Origin of the sequence: Nostoc sp. ChiVER01, from assembly GCF_034531155.1 — a bacterium.
GTDB lineage: Bacteria > Cyanobacteriota > Cyanobacteriia > Cyanobacteriales > Nostocaceae > Nostoc.
In genome coordinates this window covers 366,322-380,855 of record NZ_JAVRBS010000001.1, presented here as the reverse complement: position 1 = coordinate 380,855, position 14,534 = coordinate 366,322, and the positions used below count along the sequence as shown (strand labels likewise).

Annotated in this window: 8 protein-coding genes and 1 pseudogene; 7 read left to right on the top strand and 2 right to left on the bottom strand. The window is 41.3% G+C overall.

Going from position 1 to position 14,534, the window contains the following annotated elements:
- Positions 1-94: 94 nt before the first annotated feature.
- Positions 95-1,135: a methyltransferase gene (locus RMY00_RS01385; protein ID WP_322645844.1), complete on the top strand. Its 1,041-nt coding sequence runs from the start codon at positions 95-97 to the stop codon at positions 1,133-1,135.
- A 35-nt stretch (positions 1,136-1,170) separates the two neighbouring features.
- On the opposite strand, the gene RMY00_RS01380 is transcribed toward RMY00_RS01385, so the two are convergent.
- Complete coding sequence (locus tag RMY00_RS01380) at positions 1,171-1,833, bottom strand: GIY-YIG nuclease family protein (protein ID WP_322645843.1); 663 nt, start codon at positions 1,831-1,833, stop codon at positions 1,171-1,173.
- Positions 1,834-1,956: 123 nt separating this feature from the next.
- On the opposite strand from RMY00_RS01380, the gene RMY00_RS01375 reads away from it, so the two are divergent.
- Together RMY00_RS01375 and RMY00_RS01370 are read left to right on the top strand one after the other, a co-directional pair.
- Complete coding sequence (locus RMY00_RS01375; protein ID WP_322645842.1) at positions 1,957-2,886, top strand: sugar ABC transporter permease; 930 nt, start codon at positions 1,957-1,959, stop codon at positions 2,884-2,886.
- 44 nt (positions 2,887-2,930) lie between these two features.
- Positions 2,931-3,722, top strand: a pseudogene (locus RMY00_RS01370) (Rpn family recombination-promoting nuclease/putative transposase).
- 21 nt (positions 3,723-3,743) lie between these two features.
- On the opposite strand, the gene RMY00_RS01365 reads toward RMY00_RS01370, so the two are convergent.
- Positions 3,744-9,539 carry a translocation/assembly module TamB domain-containing protein gene (locus RMY00_RS01365; protein ID WP_322645841.1) on the bottom strand — a complete coding sequence of 1,932 codons (5,796 nt, stop codon included), beginning with the start codon at positions 9,537-9,539 and terminating at the stop codon, positions 3,744-3,746.
- Positions 9,540-9,803: 264 nt separating this feature from the next.
- Here RMY00_RS01365 and RMY00_RS01360 point away from each other — a divergent pair, with 264 nt between their 5' ends.
- The 4 genes from RMY00_RS01360 (at position 9,804) to RMY00_RS01345 (ending at position 14,416) form a co-directional block, all read left to right on the top strand.
- Positions 9,804-10,232 carry a DUF3110 domain-containing protein gene (locus RMY00_RS01360; protein ID WP_322645840.1) on the top strand — a complete coding sequence of 143 codons (429 nt, stop codon included), beginning with the start codon at positions 9,804-9,806 and terminating at the stop codon, positions 10,230-10,232.
- Between the two features lie 163 nt (positions 10,233-10,395).
- Complete coding sequence (gene murQ / locus RMY00_RS01355) at positions 10,396-11,322, top strand: N-acetylmuramic acid 6-phosphate etherase (protein ID WP_322645839.1); 927 nt, start codon at positions 10,396-10,398, stop codon at positions 11,320-11,322.
- 639 nt (positions 11,323-11,961) lie between these two features.
- Positions 11,962-13,164, top strand: a complete 1,203-nt coding sequence (locus tag RMY00_RS01350; RefSeq protein ID WP_322645838.1) for a response regulator — start codon at positions 11,962-11,964, stop codon at positions 13,162-13,164.
- Positions 13,165-14,053: 889 nt separating this feature from the next.
- A complete protein-coding gene (locus tag RMY00_RS01345; RefSeq protein ID WP_322645837.1) occupies positions 14,054-14,416 on the top strand; it encodes a response regulator transcription factor in 363 nt (120 codons plus the stop codon).
- Positions 14,417-14,534: the final 118 nt, after the last annotated feature.

Below are 14,534 nucleotides of genomic sequence, written 5' to 3'. Positions count from 1 at the left end.
GGCATTCGTTACCTGTGTCAACACAAAATCAAGGTGGGGATGAAGACTTTAACGGACTTTCGTTATTACTAAACAAAGGAAAAAATCAATCAATATGACTCAAATAGATGTAACCTCTAATGCTGAACTACCTCCACCCATTGCCATGCTACAAATGATTTCTGGCTTTTGGGTGTCACAGGCAATCTATATCGCTGCAAAGCTTGGTATTGCCGACTACCTCCAAGAACAACCCAAAACTGTCGATGAACTGGCTGCAATCACCGAAACGCATCCACCATCTCTCTACCGCTTACTGCGTGCCCTTGCCAGTGTGGGTATATTTGCTGAGGATGAAAACCGCCGCTTTGCCTTAACGCCCTTAGCGGCAACCTTGCAAACAGATACTCCTGGTTCTTTACGTTTTTTTGCAATCTCCGAACTGGGACAAGTCCATTACTTGGGCTGGGGAAACCTGCTACACAGCGTCAAAACTGGCGAAATTGCTTTTGATAACGTCGCTGGCATGAATATTTGGGATTACTACGCTCAAAATCCTGAAGCTGGCAAACTCTTTGATCGGTCAATGACCAATGTGACCGCTACAGTACTAGAAGCAATTATAAATAACTATGATTTCTCTTCATTTAACACTGTGGTGGATGTCGGAGGCGGACAGGGTAGTTTAATTACTACCATACTCAAAGCTAATCTAAAACTCAAAGGCATTCTCTTTGATGTACCGAAGGTGATAGAGAATGCAAAACCTCGCTTGCAAGGAGAAAATTTTGCAGATCGTTGCACAACTATTGCAGGAAACTTTTTTGAATCAGTACCATCTGGTGGTGATGCTTATCTGCTCAAGTTCATCATTCATGACTGGGATGATGAAAAATCCCTTGTGATTCTGAAGAACTGTCATCAAGCGATGCCAGAAGATGGCAAACTCTTGCTTTTTGAACAAGTAATTACCCCTGGTAATAACCCATCCTCATCCTTTGGCAAGCTTATCGACCTGAATATGCTGGTGATGACAGGTGGATGCGAACGCACTGAAGGCGAATATCGATCGCTTTTAGCATCAGCAGGCTTCAAACTCACTCGCATCGTTCCCACTTCTTTACCAATAAACGTCATTGAAGCAGTAAAGCTATAGGACTAGGGGCTAACGCTCTCTGAAGAAACCTCATCCTAAAACTTGGTTTCTTGTGTCTGTGCGTCAATAATTACACTCCAATCATCATTTGTCACAGCAGCTTCAAGCTGACGCTGACGTTCGGCCATAGTCGCATCTATTGTTTCTGATTCTTTAGAAAGGGTTGTGTCAGCCATTGCTTTCCGCAGTTTTAGCTTTTTCTCTTCGTAGGCTTGACGTTCCACCTCTGACATTACGGCCTTGGCAGCTTCCCCTACCGTACCAGCCCACATATCGCCATCAGTTGCATTACCAGGTGGTATACTTTCGAGTTCTGCTATCCACGCATCTCTCAAATCTTCCATTTCTTGACGCTTGGGGAACTTGAACGCTTGCACACGTACAAAAGCACATTTTTGCTGACCATTTTGACTGACATGACTATTTAGAGAAAGCAACACATTCCGAGAATAGCCAATGTACTGCACCTGGCGTTCTGCGTCTAATACTGCGTAAACACCTGCAATTTTAGCGTTCTGAGCAGATGCACTCCATGCCTCAAGCTCAATAATTTCAGTACCATCGTTTGCCAGTTCAGGGGTTATACTCACCTCAGTAGCGGTGTGTTCATCGTCAGAACTATACAAAAATTCATGCAGTCCACGGTGGTTTATGGGGACATTTTGATGTTCAATTGGCGGGTTGTGTTGAGTTTCCATCGTAATTCTCTCCGAATTATTAATTAGCGCTACGCAAATATATCCCTTTAGAATATTGAAGCTTAAATCTACTCACATCTCCAAATTCTTGCTGACAAAGTGAAAACAACTATTAGACCTTATATGAATCAATTAACACCTAAAAATTGGATATTCATCAAACAGCGATTGACCCCTTATTTATTTTTACTACCCGCCTTAATTCTTTTGGCGTTAACAGTCTTTTGGCCTGCACTGCAAGCGTTTTACCTCAGCTTTACCAGCTACGAAGATATTGCCCAGCCGCCACAATGGATCGGTTTTGCCAACTTCCTCAAGCTTTGGAAGGATGCAGTTTTTTGGAAAACCTTGGAAAACACTTTTCTATATCTTGTGGGTGTAGTCCCAATTTTAGTAATTGCTCCCTTAGTGCTGGCAATTTTGGTAAATCAGAAACTGCGGGGGATGAATTGGTTTAGATCCGCATATTACACCCCAGTGGTAATTTCAATGGTGGTTGCCGGAATAGCTTGGAAATGGCTGTATGCAGAAAACGGATTACTGAATCAATTTTTGAAAGCTTTGGGCCTTTTTCCAGAAGGCATTCCTTGGTTAACTAGCCCAGAAAAAATTTTTGGTATTGTACCAATTTCTCTTGCTAGTGTTATGGCTGTCACCGTGTGGAAAGGGCTAGGCTACTACATGGTGATTTATTTAGCGGGGTTGCAATCTATTCCTGCTGATGTGTACGAAGCTGCTGCGATCGATGGTTCTGATGGTATCAGTAAACATTGGGATATTACCATACCTTTGATGAAGCCGTATTTAGCATTAGTGGCGGTGATTTCGGCTATTTCTGCCACCAAAGTATTTGAAGAAGTATATATTATGACACAAGGGGGGCCACTTAATAGCTCAAAAACGATTGTTTATTATTTATACGAGCAAGCTTTTGGTAACTTGGAAATCAGCTATGCTTGCACAATTGGTTTAGTGCTATTTCTGATAATTTTAGGATTATCAATTTTACGATTAATTATCAATCAAGAGGGGGGCGATAATATCAACATCTAATATTTACTTATGAATATATCAAAATATTTAAACATCCAGAGTGCATGAAAACAGACACGATTTTTTACACTTTATTTCAAACTTTTCCAGGTGTCTTATTTGAACTTTTGGAACAATCTGAATCCCTGGCGTTGCACTACCAATTTACCTCGGTAGAAATAAAAGAACTAGCACGCCGTATCGATGGTTTATTCGTACCCAAACCTGACTTTCCAGAATATCCAATCTATTTTGTTGAGGTACAGTTTCAGCGCGATGATGATATTTATTGGCGAATAATAACAGAGGCTTTCCTGTATATAAATCAATATAAACCTCAATGTCGTTGGCAAGCGGTATTACTTTTTGCTCAACGCAGTCTCGACCCAGGCGTGCCATTCATTTATTAAACATCATTGGCTCAACAGCAAATTCGGATAATTTATTTAGATGAGTTAGATGATGTCCCATTGTCTTCGATTGGGCTAGGTGTGATTAAGTTAGTAGTTGCAACAGAAGATAAAGCCGTACAGCAAGCGAAAAACTTGATAAATCAAGTACAGCAAACGGATGAAGCTAACCGTAGCAATCTCTTAGAATTAGTAGAGAGAATGCTTATCTATAAATTTGTAAACAAAACTCAGCAGGAGTTGGAAGCGATGTTTGGATTAACTGATTGGAGACAAACTAAATTTTACCAAGAAGTAAAGGAAGAAACAAAGCTGGAGACTATACCCCGTCTGCTTAAGTTTGGTTTAAGTATAGAGCAAATCGCCCAAGCATTAGAATTGAATGTTGAACAGGTACGACAAGCTATTGAGAAGCAAGGAGAAGAGGGAACAGGAACTAATTCATAATTTAAAATTAAAGAGATTTATTTAAAACCGTGTTTGATACTCCACTACTGCACGACTATCATCGGTTAAGTTAGTGGAAGCGCGGACACGAAACTTATCGTTTATTCGGTAGTTAACACCCCACTGAAAGGGGTCATTTGTTGTCAAAATTTTGATGCTGGAAACCGAGATTTTAGAAGAAATATCAACCCCAGCCTCTGCTGCTAATTCCAAAGTTGAACTGCTCCTTCCAGCTTCGGGATTATCAGAAATAACGGTAGGAAATATCCGGAGTTCACTTAAGCCAAAGCTACTCCCAATCTGGTTAAAAGCTGACTGAAAATTGTTGAACACAGCCGAACCTGCGATGTTAATCAAACCTAAAGTACTGTCACCTCGTCCTTGGGTGTCTACAAACCCACCTCCTAAAAGTGCCACAATTTCGGTTTGACTACGTGACGGACTACTTGTTAGTTCTAGATTTTCGTTCAGTTTGCTGGCTAGACCGTTAATAGTGGCTTCGACTCGAACACTCTCTAATGCTGATAAACCTGTGGTATTTACCCGGCTGAAGTCATTACTTTGGGTTACGTCCAGTACCTTGGCATATAGCCGAATATCTAAGTTGGGATCACGGGGTTGAGAGGGACTAAAAGTTGCGGTGTGTGTATAGCCACGAGCAAGATTAAATTGGGTAGTAAATAAATTTACTCCACCTTGTTCTAGTCGGATAGTACCATCGGGTATTGGCTGATTGATTGAGCCGTTAACTATGAGATTACCAGTTGCGCGGAAACTGAGAATAGGTGGACGGGTAATTTCGACGTTTTTACCGAGTTCTAAATCTAAATTATTAAATCTAGCAACCGTATTTCCCGTCCCATTTCCAATTTGAGATTTACTCTGCTTATTGGCTTTTGTGGGTGATACGCCAATACCACTATTTGCAGATGAAGCGGTGCTAGTAGATTCTGCTAGTAATACCTGACCATCAAATAAATTTACTTTACCGCCAATTACTGGGTTAAGAGCAGAACCAGTAATCTGTAAATTGCCGCTAGCACCTCCCAGGTAAAGTCCCTTCAGATTTAACGCTAGCTGATCGAGATTAACTCTCAAGGGATTGTTGATAGTGTTGTCATTGTTGAAAATGGGAATTTCTCCAGCAGCTTCTACCTTTCCACGGCTAAATCGACCCTGAAGATTTTCTACTAAGATGGTATCAAAATTAAACAGAACTTTACCCGTAACATGTCTTACTTTACCTGGCAAAGCTTGGGCTGAAAAAGTAGCATTATTAATAGTAGCAGTTCCATTTACTTCGGGTTTTTGCAATGTTCCGCGTACCTTGAGGTCTATTTCTCCTTCACCTTTTTCAAATACTACTTGATTAGTCAATGCGTTTAACAGCGCTAATCCCTCATTTTCTAACTTCATGTCTAAATTGATTTGCTCACTGTCTGGTGCAACGGTTGCAAAAGGCAATTTATAAGGGATGCTACCAGTAATATCAACAGGTTTTGGCCCAGCAACTGCTACCGTACTACCAAAGTTTAAGCGTCCGTTGGCATAGCTGAAACTTGCGATCGCTGAATCTATTTTATTTTGATTCAATAATCCTTCTGTGATTTGCAATTCTCCTCTAGCTTGGGGATTAGCAATGCTGCCTGCTAAGGCTGCTGTACCGTTAAGATTACCTCTGATTCCAACTGGTAGTTTGACAAAATTATTCAGCACTTGTACAGGCAAATTATTCACCCGCAACTGTCCAGATTGTTCATCACCGCCAACGTTACCCGTAAAGGCAATCAACCTGTTTGCAGATTCAAGCCGTAAAGGTCGCAAACTCAAAACACCATTTTCAAAGTTACCTTCGGCAATCACTTTGTCGGCAGTATAATAACGATTCAGTTCTTCCTTTTTACCCCAGGCAAAGTCTTGTCCATTCAAATTAAAATCTACTGATAATCCATTGGCTGTAGCTGTATTTACAGCCACTTCCCCGTTGAAAGTTCCTTTTAAGTCTGCTAAATCTGGTATAGGAGTGGAATTAAGTCGCTGTTCTTCCTGTTGTTCTACCAAAGCTTCAATTTCAGAAAACCGTTGGATTTGGGTTAATAAAGGTTGATTTGGCGCTCCTTGAGGGGTGGTGGTTAGATCCTCTGCTGTGCCGTAGATTTCTGCTGAACCACCTGGCAAGTTTTGTAAATCAAATATCTGCGCTACCGTTAGAACATCTTGGATCTCTCCCTGGTTGACGTTCAGTTTACCTTGTAGTTGAGGGCCTTTAGGACTTTGATCAAAACTACCGACAAAAGCGTAACTACTTTTGCCTTTGACAAATTCGCTACTGGTAAGTGTACCTTTCCCATCACTGTAGCGGAATTGAGCAGCTAAACGATCACCTTTAAGCCGCCCAATTTGTGGATTAGCGATCGCTAAATTCCCCGTTGCTGCCAATGTCTGCTGATTAAATAGCAAATCTCCAGTTAACAAACCAGCTATCTTACCAGTACCTAATCGAGTAATTGCTGGCGGAGTCAAATTCAATATTTGTAAGGGAAAATTTGCAAGTTTGAGCGTCCAATCATTACCTTGAGCATTACCTATAGCTGATGCTTGCTGCCATTTTACTAAGAAGGATTTCGGGCGATTATTAGCATCTAAATTGAAGGCCAGGCGATCGCGATTTCCTGCCAAGTTCAAATTTAGCCCGCGTCCCTGTGCTGAATCGATGTTTCCACTTAACAATGGTTCAAAAGCAATATTTTGAACAACTAAGTCTCGTAAATTAATTTGCCCTACCACATTTGGCAAGGGCAGCTTACCAGTGATTTGACCATTAAAATCCACTCTCCCCGCCACAGCAACCTGATTAGGAAGATTGATTGGTAACTGTTTTAAGTTGTAATTCTGGGCTTGGACGTTGAGATTTAATGCAGTAATTTCCGGTATACCTGCCTTTCTTGCATTGGCTAATATGTTACCAGTAACACTTAAACCGGGAGCAGTTGCTCGTTCAATGGTCAGCCTTTCACCACTCCAAGCGATCGCAGCATTCAAGGGTCGCTCAAGACCGGGGATACCTTGGGATAATTGCACCTGTCCAGCAGCACGTACATCAGCTAATTTGGATGAGCCAAACTTGCCAGCTAATTGCAACTGACCGCCAAACTGACCCCGCAATTGCTGATTTAAGCGATTTAATTCCAAACCGGAAGCATTAACTACAGCTTGATAGCGACCATTAGCCAACTGGATATTAGAGGCTGCGATCGTTCCACCTGCAAGATTCACCCGTCCTTGACCACTGGCTTGGATAGTTTGCGGTTGGAACGACTCAACAGAACCCGCCACGTTTGCTTGACCAGTTAACGTCCCTCGAAACTGCGGTGGTACTGCTGCTAACTGCTGCAACGGGACATTATTTGCTTGAACTTGCGCCTGATATGCACCATTAGCTACTTGAATATTAGAGGCTGTAATAATCCCACGCGCAACATTTATCTGTGCTTGACCGTTGGCTTGAATATTTTGCAGCTTAAAAGAGTCAACAGAACCCGCGACGTTGAACTGACCAGTTAACGCTCCTTGGAACTGCTTTGGTACTGTTGTCAACTGCTGCACAGGAACATTATTTGCTTGAACTTGCGTCTGATATGTACCATTAGCTACTTGAATATTAGAAGCTGTAACCGTACCATCCCCAATAGCAAGACGACCCTCGCCACTGCCACGGAGGGTTTTCAGGCTGAAATTATCTCTGTTGCCTGCGATTTGGAACGTACCCGCCAATGGGTTATTTAAAGCTGGGGGAGACTGTTTTAATATTTGTCCCAACCGCACACCATTAGCTACGAGTTGAGCAGAGAAGCTTTGGTCTTGTAGTTGGATATTAGAAACTGCAACTGTACCGCCGCCAATTTGAACTCCTCCACCATCACTGCGAATCGTAGCAATTTTAAATGGTGCTGTGCTGCCTGAGAGAATGAGACGACCATTAAACTGTGCTTCCCCCAAAGAGACATTTTGTAGTTGACTTTTGTCTACAAAGGGTTCCAATTTTACCCCGGAAGCAACAGCCACAGCTTGCCAACGCTGATTGGCGTAACTACCAGTTGCTTGGACTGTACCACCACTTACATTCAGAGCTACATTGCGGAAAGAGACATTGCGATTTGGAGCGATCGCAACTTCACCCGTTCCTGGGTAAGTCCCGTTAGGAGCCTGGTATTGTACCGCCGTTTGGGCATTTGTGGGAGGGCCAGTTAGTTGGGCAGTACCTGAGACATTGCCGATTTGAAAGTTGGGTGTTATGTCATAAACTTTTGCGATCGCATCCCCTGGAACATTCTTGGCAGCGAAATTTATATCCAGTCGCGGATTTTTACCGAGTTGAATTGTCCCAGCGCCCGTGATATCACCACCAACTTTAGCTTTACCTTGAATATCTTTTAGGGTAATTAAAGAGGAACTAGTAGCAAGTTCAAACTTACTACTGATGGTATTAAAATCAACTTTGTCAATCCGAGCAGTTTGAATAGTGGTAACTGTACCTGAGAGAATTGGTTGGGTAGTTGATCCAGTAATCTGCAAATCAGCTTGTACTTGTCCAGCGATCGGCACAGGTAGTTTTACCTTGAGAGTCTCTTGGGCATTAACCAAACTCACCGCATTAACACGCGCTGCCAACTTAAAGCCTGCTTGAGAGTCGATGATTCCCGTAGCCACTAGGGGAATTTTGCCGTAGTTACTAGTAACATTGTTTAACTGCAACTCCGTTCCCTGGAAGCGAAGATTTCCTTGGCTATTGCTCAACAGTTGCGGAACTTTGGGCACTTGAACTGTTACGCCTTGCACAGTAGCGTTGCCATACAATAAAGTCCGTTGTCCTGGTGCTAACCTAACTAACAAGTCGCCATTGGCTCGACCCGCCTGTAAACTCACTGGTAACTTAATTAATCGATAAATATCCACAGCCAGGAAGTTTTGCGATCGCACTTGAAAGTTCCCTGCTAGCACCCGAGAACGCGTCTCTCCCTGAATAGAAATACTGCCACCACTGTCTGCTAGCCCCCCCACATCAAACCTGATCAACTGGTTATTTGCTAGAAGTTGTGCAGAACCATTGATTTGAGAAAATGTTACCGGAGATAAAGAAGATGAGTCTGAGGGGCGGAGTGAGGGTCGCAACTCTTCCCCCCTGCTCCCCTTCGGGTTCGCCAGTCCCCCATCGTGACGGAGACCGCCAAGACGGGGGCTGGTCTCACCTGCTCCCTGCTCCCTTGCTTCTCCCCCTGCTCCCCCTGCCTTCTTCTGCGGCATCAAGGCCAGCTTGGCATTGCGAAACCACAGCTTGTCCAAATCGGTTTTAATAGCAGCGCCTTCACGCGACGGCGCTATATTAGTAGAAACCCAGCGCCCTTGTTTATCCTGTTCAATATAAATATCTGGGTTGACTAAGGTAACATCTAGTTTTAGATGGCGGTTAAAGATTAGTTGTAAAGGGTCAAAACCCACCTCTACAGCTTCAACTGTAGCCCAATCTGGATCTGTGGATGTCGCTGGAATAGCTGAAGCCCCAAACTGCACTCCCGTCAACGAAAATTGTGTGACTTTTCCCAGTTTTACCGGACGGTTGAGTGTAGTTGTGAGACTTTGTTGTGCTAAAGGTGTTAACTCTGTTTGGACAAAAGTCCACAACCGACAAATACCGACAATAACTCCTAACAGCAAAAGTCCGCCCAAAGCAATGCTACCCCGACTCAACACCAGCAACCATAGACGCTTGCGGATAGGACATGGTGAGGGAATATCTTGATTGGGAGATTTAGTCATTTGCTTTCACAGTATTAATTGCCAGATATTGCTGGCACACACAAGCATTAACTGACACGCTGATTCAGTATGCCATTTCCAGGATACGCTAACTAAACCAAGACCTCATTGGTCAAGTTACGGTATTTGCTTAATCCAATACTTATGCTTCATAATATTGGCGTTTTCAGGTAAATCTGATCCCAATAGAATGAAAATTGTTCCTGTGACTTTCGCTGAGGCACAACATAGAACTTTAATATGGATAGACCTTAAAAAAGACAGATGATTACACCAATGCGTGTTTTTGTGTTAATTTTTAATGCTCGAACAGAAAATGAGGGAATTCATACCATTCGGGAAGGCGATCGCAATAAAATTCTGATGTTCGAGTCAGAAGACGACGCCACCCGCTTTGCCCTGATGTTAGAAGCTCAGGATTTTCCCTCACCTACACCAGAGCCGATCGATGCTGAGGAAATCAAGGAATTTTGCGAAAGTGCTGGATATGAATGGGAAATCATCCCAGAAGCCAGCAATTTAGTTGTAACTCCCCCAGAACTTAACGTCGAACAAACTGACTGGCAAGCAGACGCTCAGAAGGAGGATACTGTTGAAGACACCTACCCTCTTAATCAACAGCCACTAGAAGAACCAGAATTATCTGATTCTGAACTAGAGAAGATGCGTCGCAAATTAGAAGGATTGTTGTAATTAGTCATTAGTCATTGGTCATTAGTCATTGGTCACTAGTCGCTAACTGACAAAAGACAAATGACATAGACGCTTCTGTGGCTTCTTGCAGGGTAGAACAAATGACATAGACGCTTCTGCGGCTTCCCGCAGGGTAGAACAAATGACAAAGGACAAATGACAAATGACAAACTTGCAGGAACGTGGGCATCTTTTAACCGAGCTGGTAAATCCTAACAGTCTTAACTTAGACCAGCTCAGTTCTCTGGAATTGGTAGAGCTGTTTAATAGCGAAGACCAAAAGGCTCTCGAGGCGGTTGCGGCGGCGAAGATTCAATTGGCACAAGCAATTGATAGCGCCGCAGAGCGTTTGCGCCACGGAGGACGCTTATTTTATATCGGTGCGGGCACAAGTGGCAGGTTAGGAGTGTTAGATGCTGCTGAGTGTCCACCTACTTTTTGTACGCCCCCAGAGTTGGTACAGGGGATTATTGCTGGTGGTGCTGGCGCACTGGTACGCAGTTCGGAAGATTTAGAAGATAGCATCGAAGATGGGGAGGCTGCGATCGCAGGGCGACAAATTACCCAGCTAGATGTCGTAGTCGGCATTACCGCAGGTGGGACAACGCCTTATGTCCACGGTGCGCTTCGTGCTGCTCGTGTGCGAGGAGCCAAGACTATTTTTATCGCCTGTGTTCCCGCAGAACAAGTTAGCTTTGATGCCGATATTGACATTCGCCTATTAACAGGGCCAGAAATAATCGCTGGCTCAACTCGCCTGAAAGCTGGTACGGTCACAAAATTAGCTTTAAATATCCTTTCTACTGGGGTGATGGTCAAACTAGGCAAAGTTTATGGTAATCGCATGGTAGATGTAGCAGTAACAAATCAAAAGTTACGCGATCGCGCCTTGCGAATTTTGCAAGACCTCACAGGTTTAAGTCGAGAAGCAGCTGGTTTTTTATTAGAACGCAGTGGTAAATGGGTTAAGCTAGCGCTATTAATGCACTGGACTGGTTTAGAAAAAGACGAAGGCGATCGGCTTCTTTCAGAACACCAAAGTAATCTTAGGGCAGCTGTTATCAGTTATCAAAACCACAACAAACCTTAAATAAGTTATCCTAAATAAATACTTGATACACTTAATAATTATTAGTGGTAATTTCAGGTATGTAGAAAGACGCATTAGCGTTGGTGTAGCCTCTCCAAGAGTTGCCCAGTCCAATTTCGCGTCTCTCTACAAGCAATAAATATTAATAAATGTAAATAAAAATAAATATTTTAAGATACATTGTCAATCTAAATAAATGAAATCTAGAAAGAGACTGCCAATGTTTTTTAAATAAAAATTCAGAAATTATACGGATAGAATTCCGTATGAAAATTATTAAAATTAAAGATATAAATACTGAATGCATTTTTCTTAATGATGTGGGCTATAGCAACCTATTTGAGTCATAAAATTTGCCGAGAATCAACTCTATGCTATATGACTTTTTTACTAGTAATATTTTTGCTATTCTCCTATATCCCTTGACTTTATAAACTTGATATAGACTGCCACATACGAAATATATTGGCATTTACTGACCTATCTGCTAACCAGCATATAGCTAGTACAGGTCGGTGGAAATAAACCTATCATTCCCAACAGTCATAAATCATAAAAAATTAAAGAATAAGTGACTTTTGACTTGCGGTACTAGTGTGGGTTTCTCAATAGCTGGCTTTTTAATATAAGGAACAAAATATGCCCCAGTCGGAACTTATTTTTTCAAATAACCTAGTTAATGAATTTAAAACTTGTACTCAGCTACAATACAATGGCAAATTAAATATTAAAAGTTCTAAAGGCAGCCAATGGACTTTTTATTATCGGCTGGGGCGGATAGTTTGGGCAACAGGTGGAACTCATCCCTTCCGCCGTTGGCGTAGACAGATGGCTCAAAATTGTCCCCAGATTGATGTTGATAAATTGCAGTTGCGTTTACAAGACGTATCAATGGATTACTGGGATTATCGCCTTCTAGAAATCTTTCATAAAAAACAGAAAGTTCAGAGAGAACAGATTCAGTCTATTGCCGAAAACACCATAGCAGAATTATTATTTGACCTAGCTATACAAGGAAATTTTGCTTCTATAAGTTGCAATCGCAGTCAAGAAGTTATCTTAGAAGCACCAATGAGCTTCACGAGTGCAGAAATGTCTGTAAAACACATGGAAGACTCGTGGAAAATTTGGTCAGAAGCAGGTTTAGCAAATTTTTCTCCTGACTTGGCACCAATTCTACGGCGACCAGAACAACTTCAGCAGATGGTAAGTCCATCTGTCTACAAAAACTTTGTAAATTTAATCAACGGCAAATTAACTTTGCGAGATTTAGCCGTGAAAATGAAGCAGAATGTATTGCCGCTCACTCGTTCATTGCTTCCTTATATCCTTAAAGGAATCATCGAATTAGTGGAAATACCTGACATGCCCTTAGTAGTCATGGAGGGCAATAATAAGCCTATCAACGCACAACCAAAGAAATCAATTGCTCCATTAGTAGCCTGCGTAGATGATAGCCCTCAGGTCTGTAAAATGCTAGAGGATATTATCACTTCCAATGGACTAAGGTTTATCAAAATTCAAGATGCTGTACAAGCTCTCCCAACCCTAATTCAAGATAAACCAGACCTGATTTTCTTGGATTTGATTATGCCAGTCGCCAGTGGTTACGAAATTTGTACTCAGTTGCGACGAATATCTGCTTTCGCCAATACACCAGTAATTATATTAACAGGTAGTGATGGTCTTTTAGATAGAGTTCGTGCTAAGGTAGTCGGTTCTACAGATTTTATAACTAAACCTGTAGTGCCTGACAAGGTAATGAGTATAGTACGTAAATATTTACCTACGCCGAGTGTATCCATCGATAAGACTCAAGCTAATTTAGAAGTTTGTAAGTAGCGAGAATTACAGCAATTTTCTTTTGCATGAGGTACAAAGTCACTGGTTTTGAGCAGAAAGGAGAAGAATAATTTGATTTGTAAATCCTTGGTTTTATACCTCATTTGGTTGCAAAATGCTGTAATAATTTTTATTGATGATTAATTATCAACTAATCTGATTAGTTTTACAATTTCATTCCTCAGCATGAGCCTATTGATTAAGAATAGCGATAACAAAAAATTTTACAATCGATAAACTTTTCCACCCCAGTAAACATAAAATTACTGGGGTGATAAATGAGAAATCCAAATTCATAAGATGCAAGTAGGTGGCGTTTTTAAATCCACCTACTTTTTTTATATAAAACCGAAATTTATTACGTAACTAAAACATATATTAAATTATGTTCATTACGTAATTTTTCGGAGGTTAATATATAAAGATTGCATCAAAATTAGACAAATACAGATTTTGTATTTATCAAACAGAATTCAGAAGTCAGGAGCCAGAATTCAGTATGAATTCTGAATCGATTTAGCGGATGAATAAACGGGTCTAAAACCCCCTCCAAATCTCCGATTTGGAGGTCTTCAATCAGTCGCGGGTCTGAATCCCCGACTGATTAATTCTGACTGCTGAATTCTGACTTCTGAATTCTTCTTCAAAGCAGTCCTATTTGCTCTGTGAATATTATTTATGATAAGGAGTTAGGAGCTAGTAACACAAGCCAAAAGTCAAAATCTACGCATACTTTAATTTTGGGCTTTCTAAATATTTTCAAATGGTAAGTTTATTTCCGCGGTACTGTACTAGTATCTAGTTCCTTAAATGTCCTTATTCACGCATAATTTAGGATTTGTATGTCTAATTTGTTTACATGCTTAAAATTTTTTAAAGGGTAATTACCATGAATACTATTTTAGTTGTTGAAGATGGCTTAACAGATATGGAAATAATCAGCCGTTACTTGCAACAGGCAGGTTATTCTGTGATTAGCGCCACAAGCAGTGAAGAAGCTCAAGATAAAATAGATAAAAATAAGCCAGACCTAATATTTCTTGACGTAATTTTACCAGGTAAAAGCGGCTTTGAAATTTGCCGAGAGTTAAAAAACAATCCTAGTACTAGCAAAATACCTGTAGTGTTTTGTTCTACAAAAAATAGTGATGTAGATAAAATTTGGGGTAATATGTTGGGCGCTGATGGTTATTTATCCAAACCGATTGATCGAGAAGAACTAACGGTAGTTTTGAAACGATTAATTAGCTAGGGAAAATTTGATAAATCCACAAAAAACTAGAAGTCTATCTTTCTAATTGAGAACTTGTACAAAATAAAATAATACTCCAAATAGTGGCTAGAGAGCAATAATCAAGCATAAAGGAACT